We start from the raw sequence: 18400 nt of genomic DNA, 5'->3' as shown, positions 1-18400 counted from the left end.
GCGCTCAGGTCGGTCCCTGGACGCTTGAGCGCGCAATGCGGAAAGCCCGCGGCAAGGTGCAGGACCTTCCCACGGGCTTCCGATTCCACGACGTGCGGCACTACCTCGCGTCGCTCCTGATCTCCTCTGGCGCTGACGTCAAGGTCGTCCAGGCCCGTCTCCGCCATGCCGGCGCCAAGACCACGCTCGACACCTACGGCCACCTGGGGCCCGACTCTGACGAGTCGACCCGGGCCGCCATGGATGCGGTGCTCGCCGCTCGGACGGAACCGAGGCGGAACCAGCCGGACACCGCGCGATGAACATGCACGTCACCGCGCGGTCGCCGGTCACACGTCGTAGTAGAGCTCGAACTCGTGCGGGTGCGGGCGGAGGCGGATCGGGTCGACCTCGTTCTCGCGCTTGTAGGCCACCCAGGTCTCGATGAGGTCGGGCGTGAAGACGCCGCCCTCGAGCAGGTAGTCGTGGTCGGCCTCGAGCGCGTCGAGGACGGCGGGCAGCGAGCCCGGCACCTGCGGGATGTTGCGGGCCTCCTCCGGCGGGAGCTCGTAGAGGTCCTTGTCGACCGGCTCCGGCGGCTCGATCTTGTTGCGGATGCCGTCCAGGCCCGCCATCAGCATCGCGGCGAAGGCGAAGTACGGGTTGCAGGACGGGTCCGGGACGCGGAACTCGATGCGCTTGGCCTTCGGGTTGGAGCCCGTGATCGGGATGCGGACGCAGGCCGACCGGTTGCGCTGGGAGTAGACCAGGTTGACCGGGGCCTCGTAGCCCGGCACCAGACGGTGGTAGGAGTTCACCGTCGGGTTCGTGAAGGCGAGCAGCGACGGGGCGTGCTTGAGCAGGCCGCCGATGTAGTAACGCGCGGTGTCCGACAGCCCGGCGTAGCCGACCTCGTCGTAGAAGAGGGGCTCGCCGTCCTTCCAGAGCGACTGGTGGCAGTGCATGCCGGAGCCGTTGTCACCGAAGATCGGCTTGGGCATGAACGTGACGGTGCGGCCGGCCTGGATGGCGGTGCTCTTGATGATGTACTTGTACAGCATCAGGTTGTCGGCCGTCTTGAGCAGTGTGCCGAACCTGAAGTCGATCTCGGCCTGGCCGGCGGTGCCCACCTCGTGGTGCTGCATCTCGGTCTCGATGCCCGCGTCGATGAGGTTGCGGACCATCTCGGAGCGCAGGTCGGTGAAGTGGTCCATCGGCGGGACGGGGAAGTAGCCGCCCTTGTAGCGCGGCTTGTAGCCCAGGTTGCCGCCCTCGGAGGCCTTGCCGGTGTTCCAGGCGCCCTCGATGGAGTCGATGTAGTAGTAGCCCGCGTTCTGACGCGTCTCGAAGCGGACGTCGTCGAAGATGTAGAACTCGGCCTCGGGGCCGAAGTAGACGGTGTCCGCGATGCCCGTGCCCTTGAGGTACTCCTCGGCCTTACGGGCGACGTTGCGGGGGTCCCGGCTGTAGGCCTCGCCCGTCAGCGGGTCGTGCACGAAGAAGTTGATGTTCAGCGTCTTGTGCTGACGGAACGGGTCGAGCACGGCCGTGCTCGGGTCGGGCAGCAGGAGCATGTCCGACTCGTGGATGGCCTGGAAACCGCGAATGGACGAGCCGTCGAACATCAGGCCGTCGGAGAAGACATTCGGCCCGAAGTTCTCGGACGGGAAGGTGAAGTGGTGCGTCGTGCCCGGCAGGTCCGTGAACCTGACGTCAACGAACTGCACACCCTCGTCCCGGATGAACTTGAGGACGTCGTCGGCGGAGTTGAACACTCTCGAACCTCCCAGGGGCATGGGCTAGCAACCCGAAAATAGGCGCGCGCCGTTTCCGCGCCATGTCTCGTTTGTTTCGCGCGTGTTAATGGAAACGCCTCAACAGCACCGCTGGGACCCGCTGTCCCGCGGCGCGCCCGCGCCCTCGGAGATCACCCCCCGGTTGCCGAGTCGGCGCAGGTCAGAGCCCCATCCTACGCACGGATCAGGTCCTCGTCGTCGCCTGGCACCCGCCGCGCGCCACGTCGTGTCCCCGGTTGTACGGATCGGCGGGCGGGCCGGACGGCTGCACCCGCTGCGACTCGCCGTCGAAATGCGGATGGACGAATCCGTCGTCGAAATCGCAACTCGCGCCGGCCGTTCCCGACGACGTCTGGTCGAGCCAGACGACGACGTCCCCGTCCTCCTCCCAGGCGGAGAAACGCGCGCGGTAATGGTCCACGAGCCGCCGGGCGGAGGCCCGGTCGCCTGGCCGGTTCACGGCGTACACGAGCAGGTAGTCGGCCGTGATCGTGATCCCGCCGCGGCCGTCCTTCGACCGCCGCCTGGCCGTCGTGGTCGCGCCGTCGACCTTCACGGTGTCCGTCGTCAGATCGGCGCTCCCCGGCGCGAGGCTGAACGCCCAGGCGCGGGTGTTGGAGGCGCGGCCCTTGTCGAGGTGCTTGAGGAAGTACGCCCGCTGCTCCGGGTCCAGCAGCTTGGCGAGCGCGGACGGCCTGCCGCCCCTGATCGCGGCCGGGTCGAGCCGGGCCGCCGCCAGCAGGCGCCGTACGCGCCGGAGCGCCTTGGCCACCTGCTTGCGGCTCAGCCCGCCGAGCGCCCGGGCCCGGGGGAGCACGACCCCCTTCACGCCGTCGGCGAAACCGGCGGCCCGGGAGCCGGCGAACGGGTCGACGGGCGGCAGCGCCGAGGCCACGCCGCCGCCTTCGAGGAACGCGTCGTCATCGTCGCTGATCGGCGTGAGCACGGGGCCGGGCCGCGCGACCGCGGGGCCGAAGTGCGGCTGGTGCGCCGGCTCCCCGCCGGCGGCCGCCGACCGCAGCGAGCCCAGCTTGCCGAGCACGTCGGGGCGCAGACTGATCACCAGCCCGACGGCCACGACCAGCGCGGCCAGCGCGAGGACCACGACGGGGGCCCGCGCCCGGCGGCCGCCCGGGCCGAGCCCGCGCTCGGCCTCGGCGGTGATCCGCCGGATCTCGTCCTCGTCGAACTGGGCGATCAACGCCTCGAAACGGGCGTCGATGTCATCAGGATCCGCCGGCCGCACCGATCACTCCCAGCGCTAGGTCCGAAGCGTCTAACGATAGAGGACAAAACAAGCCATGGCGTGCCCAATCATGAAGCGCCGCGCCTCCGAATGCCAGACCGGTCACCGCCCCCGATACGCTGATGAACCATGAGTGACCGGCAGCCGCGATGGACGCAGACGTGGCTCGGCGGCACCCGGGCCACGGGAACCGATCTCGGCTACCCGGGTGAGCGGCTCGGCCTGCCGCAGGCGGGCCCCGGAGCCGTCGCGAGCTGGGGCCGCCGCCTCGGCGCCGTCGTCGTCGACTGGGTCCTGTGCACCTGGGCCATCGCGGGCGGGCTGCTGCACCTGCACGGCAGCGACCAGAGCTTCGCCGGGCTCGGGATCTTCGCCGCGGAGTACGTCGTGCTGGTCGGCACGCTCGGCATGACCCTCGGCATGCGGCTGTTCGGCATCCGTGTGGCGGCCCTCGACGGCGGACGGCCGCCGTTCCTGGCCGTGCTGGTCCGCACGCTGCTGCTGTGCCTCGCCGTGCCGGCGGTGATCTGGGATCGCGACCGCCGCGGGCTGCACGATCGCGCGGCAGCGACCGTGGTGGTCAACCTCTAGCGAGGCACTGGAAGATCGCGGTGCCGGGGAGCAGCCGGCCGCGCAGCGGGCTCCACCCGCCCCAGGTCCGGTCGTGGCCCTCCGGCCACTCCGGCTCCACGAGGCCGGCGAGCGTGAACCCCGCCGCGTGGATCAGGCCGACCCAGTCGCCCATCGTGCGGTGGTGTTCGACGTACGACGGCGTCCCGTCCTCGGAGAACTCGACGTACGGCGAGCGGTCGAAGTAGGGGCGGTCGGCGGTCAGCCCGCGCTCGCCCGGGTCGTCGGGGAAGGCCCACCGGATGGGGTGGCTGACCGAGAACACGAACCGCCCGCCGGGCCGCAGGACCCGGCGGACCTCCCGGAGCGCGGCGCCCGCGTCGGCGACGAACGGCAGCGCCCCGAAGGCCGAGCAGGCGAGGTCGAACGAGGCGTCGCGGAACGGCAGGGCCTCGGCGTCGGCCTGCGCGACCGGCAGCGCCGAGCCCGTGTCCAGGTCGATGCGCCGGGAGTGCTGGAGCTGCCGGTAGGACAGGTCGACCCCGACCACCGCGGCGCCCTCGCCGGCGAGCCAGCGGCCGCACTGCCCGGCGCCGCAGCCGACCTCGAGGATCCGCAGGCCCGACACCTGGCCGAGCAGCCGGGCGTCGGCCTCGTCGAGCCCCTCGGGGCACCACACGAACCCGTCGTCCCGCAGGAAGTCCCCGTGCTCGGACTGATAGTCGTCGGCGGCGCCGTCCCACCAGCCCCGGTTGGCCCGGGCGGTCTCCGTGCGGGAGACCGCCCGCCGGCCCACGTCCATCGGGCCTCAGCGCATCTTCGGGCCGCGGGGCATCCGCACGCCCTTCGGCAGCGGGCCCTTCGGCATCGGCACGGCCGGGGTCAGCGCCCGCATGCGGTTGTTGACCTCGGAGACGGCGCCCTTCTTGAGGTTGCGCGGCAGCTTCATCAGATGCCGCTGCAACTTGGCCAGCGGGATCTGGCCCTCCGCGTCGCCGCACTGCACGTCGTACACGGGGACGTCGACCGCCACGCGCTGCACGCGCTTCTTCTCCGCCACCAGCATCCGCTGGACACGGCTCGGCGGCCCCTCGGAGACCAGGATGACCCCGGGGTAGCCGACGACGCGGAACACCAGGTCCTGGTCGCGGTTGACGGCCACCGGCTTCTCCTCGACGTGCCACGTCCCGCGCATGCCCTGCAGGATCGCGTACGCCGCCCCCGGCTGGCCGTGCAGCATGCTGTACTGCGCGGTCTGCGCGAACCGGCTGAAGACGAGCATCCCGACCAGCACGGCGGCGAAGACGCCGAAGACGATCCACGTCCAGCTGAAGATCAGCCCGAGGACGACGAAGAGGACGAGCGTGGCCAGTGCCGACGCGTAGACGATCGGCATGCCCTTGGGGTTAGCCTGCTTGATGATCTGGGCGACCATCCGGAGCTGCTTGAGCCGCCCCGGAGCCGCTGCGTCTTTCGCCATGGTGTGAAGGATACAAATCCCTGACGGGCTTAATGAAAACGAGACTCGCCCACGCGGGCGGCGACCGCCTGCTGGTACAGGCGCCCGGCACGGTAGGACGACCGCACGAGCGGCCCGGACATCACGCCGGCGAAGCCGATCTCCTCGGCCTCCTGCTTGAGCTCGACGAACTCCTCGGGCTTCACCCACCGGTCAACGGGGTGGTGGCGCGGGCTCGGCCGCAGGTACTGCGTGATCGTGACCAGGTCGCAGCCCGCGTCGTACAGGTCGCGCAGGGCCTGGCCGATCTCCTCGCGCTCCTCGCCCATGCCGAGGATGAGGTTCGACTTGGTGACGAGCCCGGCCTCGCGGGCCATCGTGATGACCTGGAGGGAGCGCTCGTAGCGGAACGCGGGACGGATCCGCTTGAAGATCCGCGGCACGGTCTCGATGTTGTGGGCGAACACCTCGGGCCGGGAGGAGAAGACCTCCTCCAACTGGTCGCGGTGGCCGTTGAAGTCGGGCACGAGGAGCTCGACGCCGCAGCCGGGGACGGCCGCGTGGATCTGCCGCGCGGTCTCGGCGTACAGCCAGGAGCCGCCGTCGGGCAGGTCGTCACGGGCGACGCCGGTCACCGTGGCGTACCGGAGCCCCATCTGGAGCACCGACTCCGCGACGCGGCGCGGCTCGTCCCTGTCGTACTCGGCGGGCTTGCCGGTGTCGATCTGGCAGAAGTCGCAGCGCCGGGTGCACTGGTCGCCGCCGATGAGGAACGTGGCCTCCCGGTCCTCCCAGCACTCGGAGATGTTGGGACAGCCCGCCTCCTGGCAGACCGTGTGCAGCCCCGCGCCCCGGACGAGCGATTTGATCTCGTTGTAGTTGGGACCGTTGTGCAGCCGCGTCTTGATCCACGGCGGCTTCTTCTCTATGGGGGTCTGGCTGTTGCGCACCTCCAGGCGGAGGAGCTTGCGACCTTCCGGTGCGACCGTCATGCGACATCCTTCGCGGCACCCCGCGGCATCGATCCGCGGGCCTCAGGTACGAGCGGAGACCCGGGGATCGGTCCCACGTCCAGGCCGCCGAACTCGTCGGCTCGCTCGTTCACCACCCCAGCTTATTACCTGCCTTCACGCGACTTGAGACAGCTCCCGTCCCAGGCGGGGGAGGTGGCGCGGCTCAGGCGAGGTCTTCCTCGTACAGGTCGTACGGCTCGGCGCCGAGGGCCTCGGCCAGGCGCTTCTCGGCGAACGGGATCACCTCGTCGACCGTGATGCGCCGCCCGGTCTCGGCGGACAGCGAGGTGACCCCCGCGTCGCCGACGTCGCCCCGCATGATCCGGGTGTACCAGCTCAGGTCGTTGACGCAGTTGAGCGCGAAGCCGTGCATGGTCACGCCGCGGGACACCCGGATGCCGATCGTGCCGATCCGGCGGTCGGGCAGCCCGTGGCCGGCGTCGCCGGGCACCCAGACCCCGCCGTGGCCCTCGACCCGGCGGGCGGTCAGCCCGAAGTCGGCGCAGACCTGGATGAGGACCTCCTCGAGCGTCCGCACGTAGCCGGCGACGTCGTCGATCCTGAGGATGGGGTACCCGACGAGCTGACCGGGACCGTGCCAGGTGATCTGGCCACCGCGGTCGACGTCGATGACGGGAGTGCCGTCGACCGGACGGTCCTGGGGCAGCGTGCGCTTGCCCGCCGTGTAGACCGGGGCGTGCTCGAGCATCAGGCACAGGTCGGAGATCTCGCCCGCCGCCCGCCGCGCGTGGAGCCGCCGCTGCAGGGTCCACGCCTGCTCGTACGGAACGTCGACGCCCAGGCGGACGATGGCCAGACCCTTCACTCGTCCAGGGTAGACGTGAGCGGGCGGGGTTCGATACGGAACTCCTTGACTCCGGTGCCGTCCCGCTCCAGGCGGTAGGCGTACCCCTCGGGGTCGACGCTGACCGCCTGGATGAACTCGGTGCCCACGTAGTGGAGCGCCACGCCCTCGTCGGCGGCGTACCCCTCGGGCAGCTCGCCGGAGGCCACCGACTCCTGGAGCAGGGCCCGCCGCTGCGGGTCGGAGTTGTAGTGGACGCCGCAGGAGTAGGGGAGCAGGGCCAGCCCCTCCGCCCAGGGGCGCAGGGTGGGCCCGAACGAGTCGGTGTTGCCGCCGACGTGCCAGCACAGCGCGCCGGCGCTCTGCCCGGACAGCACGACGCCCGCCCGCCACGCCTCGGCGAACGCCTCATCGAGCCCGTGGAGCCGCCACAGGGCCGCGAGGTTGGCGACGCTGCCGCCGCTCACGTAGATCGCGTCCTGCTCCAGGATCCACTCGCGGGGGTCGGCCACGTTGGGCATGGGGAACACCGTGAGATGGCTCACCTCGACGTCCCAGCTGCTGAACGCGCCGTACATCTTGAGCAGCCAGTCGGCGTCGTCGCCGGTGGCCGTGGCGAGCAGGCCGAGCTTGGGACGGTCCTGGCCGGTCAGGTCGAGCACGTAGCGCAACAGGGGAGTGGGCTCGATGAACCCGTAACGCTCCGTCTGCCGGAACGATCGGCCCCCGATGGCGACGATGTGCGACTGCCCGATCCGGCTCATTCCCCACTCCCGTGTCAGGTCGACAGACACACTAGAGTACGGCGGCCAGCGCGTCGCCGACGGTGGGATGGGCGAACCCGTACCCCGCGTCCAGGAGCCGCCGGGGGATCACCCGCTGGCCGGCGAGCACGGCCTCCTCCGCGAACTCCCCGAGCGCCAGGCGCAGCGCGAGCCGCGGGGTGGTGAGCGGCATCGTGGGCCGGTGCAGCGCCCGGGCGATGGCCGCGGTGTACTCGGCGTTGGTCACCGGCTCGGGGGCCGTGACGTTGACCGGCCCCGACAGGTCGTCGCGATCCAGCAGGAACCGGACGGCCCCCACCCAGTCGGGCAGCGAGATCCACGAGACGTACTGCCTCCCCGTCCCGAGGGCCGCGCCCGCGCCCATCTTGAAGATCGGCAGGACCTTGGCCAGCGCGCCGCCCTCGCCGCTCAGCACGACCCCCGTGCGGAGCCGGACGACGCGCAGGCCCGCCTCCTCGGCGGGGGCCGTCGCCTCCTCCCACCGCCGCGCCAGGCCGGCCAGGAATCCGGTGCCCGCCGGCGCCGACTCGTCCACCGGCCGGTCGCCCGTGTCCCCGTAGAAACCGATCGCGGAGGAGGACAGCAACGCGGCCGGGCCGCCGTCGAGCGCGGCCAGCGCCCCCGCGAGCGTGCGCGTGCCCGTCACCCGGCTGTCCACCAGCTCCCGCTTGTACGCCTCGTTCCACCGGCGGTCGCCGATCCCGGCGCCGGCCAGGTGGACGACGGCGTCCACGCCCTCGAGGCACGCCGGGTCCACAAGGCCCCTTATCGGGTCCCAGAAGCGCTCGTCGGGCTCCGCGGGCTCCCGCCGTACGAGCCGGCGCACCTCGTGCCCCTCGGCCCGCAGGGCCCGCACCAGGGCCGATCCCAGCAGCCCGGAGGAGCCCGTCACCGCGATCGTCATCGTCTCCACAGTCCCTGTATACGGCGGAAGCCGCCCCGCGGGATGCGGGACGGCTTCGCCGATGCGCCGGGACCGGCTTCGTCTGTGGACCGGACCGGCTTCGCCCGTGCGTCGGGACGGCTACGCGAGGCCGAGCTGGCTGTCGAAGCGGCCCTCCTCAAGGCGACGCTTGACCGTCGTCAGGAAGCGGGCGGCGTCCGCGCCGTCGACCAGGCGGTGGTCGTAGGTCAGCGCCAGGTAGACGGTGGAGCGGACCGCGATGACCTCGCCCTCGGGGGTGTCCACGACGACCGGGCGCTTCACGACGGCGCCGGTGCCGAGCATGCCGACCTGCGGCTTGTTCAGGATCGGCGTGTCGAACAGCGCGCCCCGGCTGCCGGTGTTGGTCAGCGTGAACGTGCCGCCGGTCAGCTCGTCCGGACCGATCTTGTTGGTCCGGGTGCGCTCCGCCAGGTCGGCGATCTTGCGCGAGAGGCCGGCGATGTTGAGGTCGCCCGCGTTCTTGATCACCGGGACGATGAGGCCGCGCTCGGTGTCCACCGCGATGCCGAGGTTCTCGACGTCGTGGTAGGTGACCTCGTTGGTCTCGTCGTTGATCACCGCGTTGAGCTTCGGGTGGACCTTGAGGGCCTCGACCGCCGCCAGCGCGAAGAACGGCATGAAGGACAGCTTCACGCCCTCGCGGGCCTCGAAGGCGCTCTTGGCCCGGGCCCGCAACGAGGCGATCCGGGTCACGTCGACCTCGACCACGGTCGTGAGCTGGGCCGTGGTGTGCAGCGACTCCATCATCCGGTCGGCGATGACCTTGCGCAGCCGCGACATCTTGGCGGTCGTGCCGCGCAGCGTCGTGTCCACCTGGACCGGCTCGGGCGCGGCCGCGACGGGGGCGGCCACCGCGGGCTGGGCCGGGGCGGCCGGAGCCGCGGGCTGGGCGGCCGGCTGCGCGGCGGCGGCCGCGGCGCGCTCGCGCTGCACCCGGGCCGCCTCGATGACGTCCTGCTTGCGGATCCGTCCGCCGACACCGGTGCCGGTGAGCGAGTCGAGGTCCACGCCGTGCTCGGCCGCGAGCTTGCGCACCAGCGGCGTCACGTACGGGCCCTCGCCGCCGGCGGACGGCAGCGGGGTCGGCGCGGCGGGCTGGGCCGGAGCCTGCGGCTGGGCCTGGACCTGCGGCTGAGCCTGCGGCTGGGCGGGCGGCGCCGGCGGCACGGGCTGCGGCGTCACGACGGACGGCGCGGGCTGCGGGATCGACGAGATCGGCGGCGCCGGGGCGGGCTCGGGAGCCGGGCTCGGAGCCGGCGCGGCGGCCTGGGCCGGGGCGGGCTCGGGCTCCGGCTGGGGCTCGGGCTCCGGGGCGGGCGCGGGGGCCTCGGCCGCGGCCGGAGCCGCGGCGGCGCCGTTGGAGTCGATGAGGGCCAGCTCGGCGCCGACCTCGACCGTCTCGTCCTCGGCGACGATGATCTTCGTCAGGTATCCGGCGGAGGGCGACGGGATCTCGGTGTCGACCTTGTCGGTCGACACCTCAAGCAGCGGCTCGTCGGCCTCGACGCGGTCGCCTTCCTTCTTCAGCCAACGGGTGACGGTGCCCTCGGTAACGCTCTCGCCGAGCTGGGGCATGGTTACGGAGACCGGCATGGTGTGTCTTCTCTCGCGTTCGCTAGGAGGGCTTAGTTGTGGACGTGGAGCGGCTTGCCGGCCAGGGCCAGCATCGCCTCGCCGAGGGCCTCGGACTGGGTGGGGTGCGGGTGGATCAGCTGGGCGACGTCGGTGGGCGTCGCCTCCCAGTTGAAGATCAGCTGAGCCTCCGCGATGAGCTCGCCGACGCGGCTGCCCACCATGTGCACGCCGAGGACCCGCCCGTCGCGCTCGGCGACGACCTTGACCTCGCCCTGGGTCTGCAGGATCTTGCTCCTGCCGTTCCCCGCGAGGTTGTACGACAGCTCGACGACGTCGTGGCCGCGCTCGCGCGCCACGGCCGTGCTGATGCCGACGGACGCGACCTCGGGCTCGGAGTAGGTGATCCGCGGCACGCCGTCGTAGTCGATCGGGACCGGATTCAGCCCGGCGATGTGCTCGGCGACCAGGATGCCCTCGGCGAAGCCCACGTGGGCGAGCTGCAGGGTCGGGATGAGGTCGCCGACCGCGTACACGCCCGGGACGTTGGTCTGGCAGTACTCGTTGACCGGCACGTAGCCGCGGTCGACGGTGACGCCCGCCTCCTCGTAGCCGAGACCGGCCGAGACCGGGCCGCGGCCCACCGCGACGAGCATGAGCTCCGCGTCGAGGGTCTTGCCGTTCTCCAGGGAGACGACCACGCCGGTGTCGGCGGTCTTGACGCTCTCGAACCGCGCGCCCAGCTCGTACTTGATGCCGCGGCGGCGGAAGGCGCGCTCCAGCAGCTTCGAGTTGGACTCGTCCTCGAGCGGGAGCAGGTGGGGCAGCGCCTCGACGATCGTCACCTCGGCGCCGAACGAGCGCCACACGCTGGCGAACTCGACGCCGATCACGCCGCCGCCCAGGATGACGACCGAGGTCGGCACGCGGTCGAGGACCAGCGCGTGGTCGCTGCTGATGACCTTCTCGCCGTCGATGTCCAGGCCGGGCAGCGACTTCGGCACCGAGCCGGTCGCCAGCACGACGTGGCGGCCCTCGAAGACCTGGTCGCCGACCGTCACCCGGTTCGGGCCGGCCAGGCGGCCCTCGCCCTCCACGACGGTGATCTTCTTGCTCTTGATGAGCCCGGCGAGGCCCTTCCAGAGCCCGCTGACGACCTTGTCCTTGTACGAGTGGACGGCCGGGACGTCGATGCCCTCGAGACGGGTGCGCACGCCGAACGACTCGCCCTCGCGGGCCTGGTCGGCCAGCTCCGCCGCGTGCAGCAGCGCCTTGGTGGGAATGCAGCCGCGGTGCAGGCAGGTGCCCCCGACCTTGTCCTTCTCGATGAGGACGACGTTCATGCCGAGCTCGGCCGCCCGCAGCGCACAGGCGTAACCACCGCTACCGCCACCTAGGACGACGATGTCGTAGGGGCCGCTGCCATCAGCCACTGGAATGCTCCTTGTTGAATACGCTGTTGAATACGCTTCGCTTGGACGCGCGCGCCGCCGGGTGGTCCCGACAGCATCTTTTCACTTGTCCCGGAAGATCGTGGGCGGGTGCCCGGGCCGCCGGGGCGGCCCCGGACGTTCCCGTCAGAGGGTGTGCCGGTCCTCGCCGTTCGCGGCGTAGCGCTCGGCGATGCCGATGAGCGTGCGGGTGATCGCGCCGGTGCCGCCCTTGGGCGTGTAGCCGTGCGGCTCGCCCTTGTTGAAGGCCGGGCCGGCCATGTCGATGTGCGCCCAGCGGACGCCGTCGGGCACGAACTCGCGCAGGAAGATGCCCGCGGCGAGCATGCTGCCCCAGCGCTCCGGCTGCAGGTTGGCGATGTCGGCGACGGGGGAGTCGAGGCCCTTGCGCAGCTCCTCGGGGAGCGGCATGCCCCAGGCGCCCTCGCCCTGGGCCCCGGCGATCTCCACGACCTCCTCGCGGAGCGCGTCGTCGTTGGCCATGACCCCGGCCGTGCGCCAGCCGAGCGCGACGATCTGGGCGCCGGTCAGCGTGGCGACGTCCACGATCAGGTCGGGGTCGTCCTGCGCGGCGCGGGCGATGCCGTCGATCAGCACGAGGCGGCCCTCGGCGTCGGTGTCGAGGACCTCGACCGTCTTGCCGCTGAAGGTGTGCAGGACGTCGCTCGGGCGCTGCGCGCTGCCGGACGGCATGTTCTCGGCCAGGCACAGGTAGCCGACCGCGTTCACCGGCAGGCCGAGCCGCGCCACGGCGAGCAGCGTGCCCAGGACCGCCCCCGCGCCGCCCATGTCGGACTTCATCCAGTCCATGGACGCCGCCGGCTTGAGCGACAGGCCGCCGGAGTCGAACGTGATGCCCTTGCCGACGAACGCGACGGTCCGGCGGGCCTCGGGGTGGGAGTAGCCGAGGCGGACCAGGCGCGGCGGGTTGGCCGAGCCCTGGCCGACGCCGACGATGCCGCCGTAGCCCTCGTTCTTGAGCTGGACCTCGTCGAGCACCTCGACCGACAGGCCCGCCTTGCCGCCGGTCTCCTGCGCGATCTCCGCGAAGCGGGCCGGCCACAGGTCGGAGGGCGGGGTGTTGACCAGGTCGCGCACGAGCGTGACCGACTCGGCGACCGTGGCCGCGTGCCGCAGCGCCTCATCCGCGCCCTCGGCCTCCGAGAGCACGACGAGCTCGGCCAGCGGGGGCCGCTGCTCGCCGTTCGTGCGGTAGCGCGTGAAGGCGTACGCGCCGAGCAGGGCGCCGACGGCGACGGCCTCGACCTGCTGGGCGGTGGTGGCGGGAAGGGCGGAGGCCGCGTCGGCCGTGCCTGCCAGGGAGCGGGCGGCCGCTCCCGCGGCGCGGCGCAGCAGCTCCGGGTCGTACGCGCCCGAGGGCTCGTCGCCGAGGCCCACGGCCACCACGATCGGCGCGGGCAGCGCGCCGAACGTCGGGATCTTCGCGATCTCCTCAGGCCTGCCGGTGAACCCGACCGCGCTGAGGGTGTCGGCGAACCGGCCGTTGAGAGCCTGGTCGAGGCCCTCGGCGCCGGGCGCCGTACGGAGGCCGTCGGAGGTTCGATGGACCCCGACTATGAGAGCACCGGTCTCGATGGAGACCGTGTCAGATGCATTGACGCGCACTGTGGTCACGTGAGCCGATGCTAGCTGGGCTTACTCCGCTACGCATAAACGAGGGTTGATCCTACCTATCGGTAGTTCAAATGATGCTGATTGTGCTAGCACCATATGGATCCTTCGGGTTGATGGTGCTAATGTCACTAGCATCATGCTGCTCACGCTCGATCTCAACGATCCGCGGCCCCTGCACGAGCAGGTCACCGCGGCGATCCGGCGCGCCATCGCGCAGGGGGACGTGGCCCCGGGCGACCGGCTCCCGCCCGCCCGGGACCTGGCCGACGCGATGGGCGTCAACGCCAACACCGTCCTGCGCTCGCTGCGCGACCTCCGGGACGAGGGGCTGCTGGAGTTCCGGCGCGGACGGGGCGTGTCCGTGCTGCGCCGCCCCGACCCCCGCGAGGCGCTCAGGGAACGGGCGCGGGATCTTCTCGACGAGGCCGCGAGGTATGGACTCGGGCCCGACGAGGTCGTCGACCTCATCAAGGACATGTCATGACCACTGCGCCGCGGGGCGAGCCCCGCACCCCCTTCCTCCTGGCCGCCGCCGTCTGGACCGTCCTGGTCGCCGCCGCGGTGGCCGCCCTCCCCCTGGCGCTGGCCGGGCGGCTGCCGGATCCGATGGCCACGCACTGGGGGGCCTCGGGCGCCTCGGACAGGGCCATGCCGATCGCCGCCGCGGCCGTCCGCCCGGCCTGCATGTGGGTGGTGTTCGCGCTGGTCTCGCTGGGCCTCGCGATGCGGCGGCGCGCCCTCAACCGCGCGATCGTGCGCGCCTGGACCGCGGCCGCCCTGGCGTGGTGCGGCGTCTTCTTCCTGGGACTGCAGGTCGTGACCGTCACCGCCAACCTCGGCAGGGCCCGATGGCAGGACGCCTCCCCGGTGGCCTGGTGGATCGTCCCGGTCGTCCTCGCCGCGTTCGCCGCCGGCCTCCTGGCGCGCGCCCTGGCCAGGCGTGGCCCCGACGAGCGGCCGCCGGCGCCGGCGCCCAGGTCGGACATCGCCCTGCCGCCCGGGCGCCGGACGGTGTGGGTGTCGTCGGTCTCCGCGCCGCTCGGACTGTGGCTGGGGATCGCCGCCCTGGTCGCCGCCGTCTCGCTCGCCGCCGCCACGCTCGCGGGTCTGTCCCCGACGCCCTGGGCCACGTCCGTCGTGCTCGCGGTCGTCGGCCTGGCCGGGCTCGCCCTCTCGACCGTCTCCGTGAAGGTGGGGCCGGAGGGCCTGAGGGTGTCGTTCGGGCCGCTCCGGTGGCCGTCCCGGCATGTGCCGCTGGACAGGATCGAGCGGGCCTGGGTCGAGGACCGGCGGCCCGCCGACGTCGGCGGCTGGGGGTTCCGCGGCCTGCCGGGCATGGCCACCATCATGATCCGCGGCGGGGAGTGCCTGGTGGTGCGGTACACCTCCGGCGGCCAGCTCGGGATCAGCGTCGACGACGCCGCCACCGGGGCTGCCCTGCTGAACGCCCTCGTCTCGGCCCCCCGTCCCTGATCAGGAGCCTCCCGTGCGATCCTCCCGCGATCTCCTGCTGTTCCTCCTCGTCGCCTTCGGGGCGTCGTGGGCGGCCGCGATCCCCCTGTGGCTGTCGGGCGCGCCTCTCGGGTCCCCGGCCGTCCTGGTGACGGGCCTGGTGATGATGCTGACCCCGTCCCTCGGTGTGCTGGCCGTCTGGCGGCTGTGCCGCCGCGGCACGCCGTTCCGCTCCTGGGCCCGGGAGACGGGCCTCACGCTCGGGCCCGACCGCCCGGCGACGGCGCGGCTGCTGGTCGTGGCCTGGCTGGGCGTCCCCGCGCTCGTGGCGGTGGCCGCCGCGGTCGGCGTCGCCGCCGGCACGCTCCACCTGGACCTCGCCGGGCTCAGCCTGCTCCGCCGCGAGGCCGGGCAGGCGCTGGCGAAGGCGCCCGTCGACCCGAGAGTGCTGCTGGCCCTCCAGGTCGTCGAAGCCGTGGTGATCGCCCCGCTGATCAACGCCGTCCCGGCGCTGGGGGAGGAGTGGGGCTGGCGAGGCTGGCTGCTGCCCCGGCTCCTGAGCGGCCCCGGCGGCGCCGGTTCCGGTGCGGCCCGCGGCGAGGAAGGCCCGGGGATGGGCCCGTCCGCGCCGGGGCCTGTGGGCGGCGGGGGCGGGGATCGGGGGCGCCTGGTGCGGGCGCTGCTGCTGTCGGGCGTCATCTGGGGGTTGTGGCACGCGCCGCTGACCCTGCGGGGGTACGACTATCCGTCGCTCGGGCCGTGGGCCGCGCCGTACTTCGTCGGCTTCTGCGTGCTGTTCGGAGTGGTGCTCGGCTGGCTGCGGCTGCGTTCCGGCAGCGTGTGGCCGGCCGCGATCGGCCACGGCGCGCTCAACGCGACGGCGGCCGTCCCGCTCCTGCTCGGCGACGCGGCCCACCCGCCGAACCCGGCCCTGGCGGGCGTCATGGGCCTGCCCGGACTGGCCGTTCTCGCGGTGACGGCCCTGGTCGCGCTGCGGGCGGGCCGGTTCCCCTCCGCCCCGGCCGAGCGGGAGGGCGCGCCGTCCTGAGTGAGAGCCGGGGGACGTCGCGCCGGCCGGTCAGAGGAGGCAGAAGGCCAGCAGCGCCGCCGTCGTGGCGGTCTCCACCAGGGCGCCCAGCACGTCGCCGGTGATCCCGCCCAGCCGCCGTACGGCACGGCGGCGCAGCAGCCACGCGGCCGCCAGCCCCGCCGCCATCGCCCCCAGCGCGCGGAGGATCGGCCACGCCGGGGGGACGGAGGTCCCGAGGGCGGCGGGCAGGAGCGCGGACAGCGCCGCGACCGCGGCGACGGCGAGCGCCGCGGCGGCGGTGGAGACCAGGGCCGGGCCCCGGCCCACCGTTCCGGCGACGAACGCGCCGAGCCCGCCAGGCCGGGCGGCGGGGACGCCCTCACGGCAGGCCCAGGTGACGGCCAGCCGTCCGCTCGCGCAGGCCGCCACCAGGGCGGCGACGGCCGGAGCGCCCGGGAGCGCCGAGAGCGCCGCCACCTGCACGAGCAGCGCGACGACGAGCGTGACGACGCCGAAGGGGCCGATGTCCGACCGTTTCATGACGTCGAGGGCCTGGCCGGGCGGCCTGCCGCTGCCGAGGCCGTCGGCCAGGTCGGCCAGCCCGTCCAGGTGGAGCGCCCGGGTCAGCCAGGCGAGCGTGCCGACGGCGAGCACGGCGGCCAGCAGGCGCGAGCCGGACAGCGCGCCGGCGGCCAGCAGGACGGCGGCGGCCGCCAGTCCGAGCACGACCCCGACTGCCGGGGCCGCCGCCATGCCCCGGCCCGCCACCTCCCGGTCGACGGCCGCGGCCCTGACCGGGAGGACGGTGAACGTCCCGAAGGCGAACCACCACGCCGCACCGGGCGAGGGCTCGCCGGATGTCCCTGACGCTGTCCCTGACACGATGCGCGATCGTAGCCACCCCGGGCGCGATCCCGCCGTGCCACCCGCGACCAGTGGGCCGCGAAGTCCGGGGCCGCCCCCAAGCGCGGCTTCGGCCAGGTCGGACGCGGCGGGTGCCCGGGTCAGATCGGGAGGGGCAGGACGCGGCCGGCGACGACGAGGGTCACGTCCTCGGACTCGCGCGCGAGGCGCTGGTTGAGGCGCCCGAGGGCGTCGCGGAACAGGCGTCCGGCGGGGGTCGCCGGGATCACTCCGAGCCCGACCTCGTCGCTGACCGCCACCACCGTCGCCGCGCGCGTCCCCCGCCACGCCGCCACCAGTTCGTCGCACCGCTCGGCGACGGCGGCCTCCGCACCCCCGTCAGCGTCCGTCCCGCCGTCTCCGCCGGGCCAGGCGCCGTACTCGTCGAAGACGGCGGCCAGCCAGGTCCCGAGGCCGTCGATCAACAGGGATCCCGGCGGCGGGGCGGCGAGGAGCGCGGCGAGGCCGGTCGTCTCCACGGTCCGCCAGTGGGCCGGGCGGCGGTCCCGGTGCGCCCGGACTCTGGCGCTCCAGGAGGGGTCGCCGTCGCCCGAAGGGCCGGTGGCCACGTAGGTCACGGCGGCGTCCGCCGCCAGGCGGAGCTCGGCCTCCTCCGACTTGCCCGAACGCGAACCGCCCAGCAGCAGGCTGCGGCGCGGCCGGTACGCCTCGGGGACGGCGTGGGGCACCCGGATCACCGTGCCGTCCGGGGCGGCGCCGGCCCCCCAGAAGGCCAGCCTGCGGTTCAGTTCGTTCTCCCCGGGAACGCGATGGTCGAGGAGCACCGCGATCACTGCGGTCGCGGCGGTCACCCGCCCCCGGTGCCGCAGGTCGCCCAGATGCCCGGGCCGGTCCAGGAGATCGGCGAGCACCAGGTCGAAGGGGTCGCCCGTCGCGTCTCCCGGGGTGCCCCCGAGTGCCGGCGCGGTGCACAGGACGCGCTCGCCGTCCGGGCCGGTGATCTCCAGGCCGTCCGGACCGAGGTGGAACCGGTGCCCGGGAAGCGCCGGCAGGGCCCGCGCGTCCCAGGGCGGGGGCGGGAGCCGTACGCGGCCGTCGAGCAGGATCGACGCCGGGCGGCGGTGGCCGTCGGCCAGGCGGCCGCAGGACGCGCAGCCGCAGCCGGGGACGGGCCAGCCCTCCGGGCCTCCGGTCCCTTCGAGCATGAGCTCCACGCCGTCCCCTCCGTCCGTTCCGCTCCGGTTCCGCTCGGGAAAGACCGAGGGTAGCCGCCGGGGGAAGGGCAGGCATGATCGCGCCGGGCGGGGGAGGAGATAGGGTCCGCACAACGGCTGCCCCGGACGGCCGGTCGTAGTCGACTGGAACCACGGGGACGTGGTCAGAAGGAGCGTGTGGCGATGATCTGGCGGTGGCGCTACGAGGACGCGAACGGCGGCGAGGTGACCGACCAGCCCCTGCCGCGGGAGATCTTCTCCAGCCAGGGCGACGCCGAGTCGTGGCTGGGCGAGACCTGGCGTGACCTGCTCGAGGCCGGTGTCGAGCAGGTCACGCTTCTGGAGGACGAGCGCGTCGAGTACTCGGGGATGTCGCTGCGGCCGGAATGACCCGCACGACCCAGGGCCCACGAGGATTCGCCGGCCCGAGCCCCCGACGATTGAGCCCCCGACGATCGAGGCGCCGGCGATCGAGCGCCCGGCCGGGCTGACCGCACCGACGGCGGCCGGACGCCGTGCGGCGCCGGTGTGGGCGCCGCACGGCGGACCGGACGGTTTCACCTGATCTCGACGGCGACCGGCT

The 18400-nt window shown here is 73.2% G+C and carries 18 protein-coding genes and 1 pseudogene; 6 read left to right on the top strand and 13 right to left on the bottom strand.

The annotated features are described in order from the left end of the window. Positions 1-32 precede the first annotated feature (32 nt). Positions 33-302, top strand: a pseudogene (locus tag Mco01_RS01900) (tyrosine-type recombinase/integrase); the annotation flags it as partial. Positions 303-329: 27 nt separating this feature from the next. Here the strand turns inward: Mco01_RS01900 and glnA are convergent. Together glnA and Mco01_RS01890 are read right to left on the bottom strand one after the other, a co-directional pair. Beyond that, positions 330-1754, bottom strand: coding sequence for a type I glutamate--ammonia ligase (gene glnA / locus Mco01_RS01895; protein WP_204055136.1), 1425 nt, complete (start codon positions 1752-1754; stop codon positions 330-332). A gap of 205 nt (positions 1755-1959) precedes the next feature. Further along, complete coding sequence (locus Mco01_RS01890; RefSeq protein ID WP_204055135.1) at positions 1960-3021, bottom strand: hypothetical protein; 1062 nt, start codon at positions 3019-3021, stop codon at positions 1960-1962. Positions 3022-3150: 129 nt separating this feature from the next. On the opposite strand from Mco01_RS01890, the gene Mco01_RS01885 reads away from it, so the two are divergent. Next, entirely contained in the window at positions 3151-3612 is a 462-nt protein-coding gene (locus tag Mco01_RS01885; protein WP_036321779.1) for an RDD family protein, read from the top strand. Here Mco01_RS01885 and Mco01_RS01880 read toward each other — a convergent pair. The 9 genes from Mco01_RS01880 to Mco01_RS01840 all read right to left on the bottom strand — a co-directional run bounded on the left by Mco01_RS01880 (position 3602) and on the right by Mco01_RS01840 (position 13257). Continuing rightward, positions 3602-4393 (bottom strand): class I SAM-dependent methyltransferase, encoded by a 792-nt coding sequence (locus Mco01_RS01880; RefSeq protein ID WP_204055134.1) that lies wholly within the window; start codon positions 4391-4393, stop codon positions 3602-3604. The two genes, Mco01_RS01885 and Mco01_RS01880, sit on opposite strands and share 11 nt — an antisense overlap. A 6-nt stretch (positions 4394-4399) precedes the next feature. Then, positions 4400-5071, bottom strand: coding sequence for a DUF4191 domain-containing protein (locus Mco01_RS01875; protein ID WP_036321775.1), 672 nt, complete (start codon positions 5069-5071; stop codon positions 4400-4402). A gap of 29 nt (positions 5072-5100) precedes the next feature. Continuing rightward, positions 5101-6042 carry a lipoyl synthase gene (gene lipA, locus Mco01_RS01870; RefSeq protein ID WP_204055133.1) on the bottom strand — a complete coding sequence of 314 codons (942 nt, stop codon included), beginning with the start codon at positions 6040-6042 and terminating at the stop codon, positions 5101-5103. Positions 6043-6226: 184 nt separating this feature from the next. Beyond that, positions 6227-6889 (bottom strand): lipoyl(octanoyl) transferase LipB, encoded by a 663-nt coding sequence (gene lipB, locus Mco01_RS01865; protein WP_204055132.1) that lies wholly within the window; start codon positions 6887-6889, stop codon positions 6227-6229. After that, on the bottom strand, positions 6886-7632 hold the full coding sequence (locus Mco01_RS01860; protein WP_204055131.1) for a Type 1 glutamine amidotransferase-like domain-containing protein: 747 nt from the start codon (positions 7630-7632) through the stop codon (positions 6886-6888). The genes lipB and Mco01_RS01860 overlap by 4 nt, the downstream gene beginning before the upstream one ends. Before the next feature lie 31 nt (positions 7633-7663). Next, positions 7664-8557 (bottom strand): TIGR01777 family oxidoreductase, encoded by an 894-nt coding sequence (locus tag Mco01_RS01855; RefSeq protein ID WP_204055218.1) that lies wholly within the window; start codon positions 8555-8557, stop codon positions 7664-7666. Positions 8558-8677: 120 nt separating this feature from the next. Continuing rightward, positions 8678-10192, bottom strand: a complete 1515-nt coding sequence (sucB, locus tag Mco01_RS01850) for a 2-oxoglutarate dehydrogenase, E2 component, dihydrolipoamide succinyltransferase (RefSeq protein ID WP_204055130.1) — start codon at positions 10190-10192, stop codon at positions 8678-8680. Positions 10193-10224: 32 nt separating this feature from the next. Beyond that, positions 10225-11604, bottom strand: coding sequence for a dihydrolipoyl dehydrogenase (gene lpdA, locus Mco01_RS01845; protein WP_204055129.1), 1380 nt, complete (start codon positions 11602-11604; stop codon positions 10225-10227). Positions 11605-11748: 144 nt separating this feature from the next. Next, positions 11749-13257: a leucyl aminopeptidase gene (locus tag Mco01_RS01840; protein ID WP_204055128.1), complete on the bottom strand. Its 1509-nt coding sequence runs from the start codon at positions 13255-13257 to the stop codon at positions 11749-11751. A 136-nt stretch (positions 13258-13393) separates the two neighbouring features. Here Mco01_RS01840 and Mco01_RS01835 point away from each other — a divergent pair, with 136 nt between their 5' ends. From Mco01_RS01835 to Mco01_RS01825, 3 genes are read left to right on the top strand one after another with little or no spacing between them, the layout of a single operon-like run. Next, positions 13394-13741: a GntR family transcriptional regulator gene (locus Mco01_RS01835; protein ID WP_036321740.1), complete on the top strand. Its 348-nt coding sequence runs from the start codon at positions 13394-13396 to the stop codon at positions 13739-13741. Next, complete coding sequence (locus Mco01_RS01830) at positions 13738-14730, top strand: SdpI family protein (RefSeq protein WP_204055127.1); 993 nt, start codon at positions 13738-13740, stop codon at positions 14728-14730. The genes Mco01_RS01835 and Mco01_RS01830 overlap by 4 nt, the downstream gene beginning before the upstream one ends. Before the next feature lie 13 nt (positions 14731-14743). Beyond that, positions 14744-15757, top strand: a complete 1014-nt coding sequence (locus Mco01_RS01825; RefSeq protein WP_239103259.1) for a CPBP family intramembrane glutamic endopeptidase — start codon at positions 14744-14746, stop codon at positions 15755-15757. Between the two features lie 30 nt (positions 15758-15787). On the opposite strand, the gene Mco01_RS01820 is transcribed toward Mco01_RS01825, so the two are convergent. Both Mco01_RS01820 and Mco01_RS01815 read right to left on the bottom strand, forming a co-directional pair. Continuing rightward, a complete protein-coding gene (locus tag Mco01_RS01820; RefSeq protein ID WP_239103258.1) occupies positions 15788-16621 on the bottom strand; it encodes an adenosylcobinamide-GDP ribazoletransferase in 834 nt (277 codons plus the stop codon). A gap of 122 nt (positions 16622-16743) precedes the next feature. Further along, positions 16744-17808: a bifunctional adenosylcobinamide kinase/adenosylcobinamide-phosphate guanylyltransferase gene (locus Mco01_RS01815; RefSeq protein ID WP_204055215.1), complete on the bottom strand. Its 1065-nt coding sequence runs from the start codon at positions 17806-17808 to the stop codon at positions 16744-16746. A gap of 192 nt (positions 17809-18000) precedes the next feature. Between Mco01_RS01815 and Mco01_RS01810 the strand changes: the two genes are divergently transcribed. Next, the gene (locus Mco01_RS01810) at positions 18001-18207 is read left to right on the top strand and encodes a hypothetical protein (RefSeq protein ID WP_204055126.1); all 207 of its coding nucleotides are present in this window, start codon (positions 18001-18003) and stop codon (positions 18205-18207) included. Positions 18208-18400 lie beyond the last annotated feature (193 nt).

The organism is Microbispora corallina, assembly GCF_016863035.1.
Classification (GTDB): Bacteria; Actinomycetota; Actinomycetes; order Streptosporangiales; family Streptosporangiaceae; genus Microbispora; species Microbispora corallina.
Note: the sequence above shows the minus strand (reverse complement) of the source record. Positions and strands in the feature narration are given on the sequence as shown.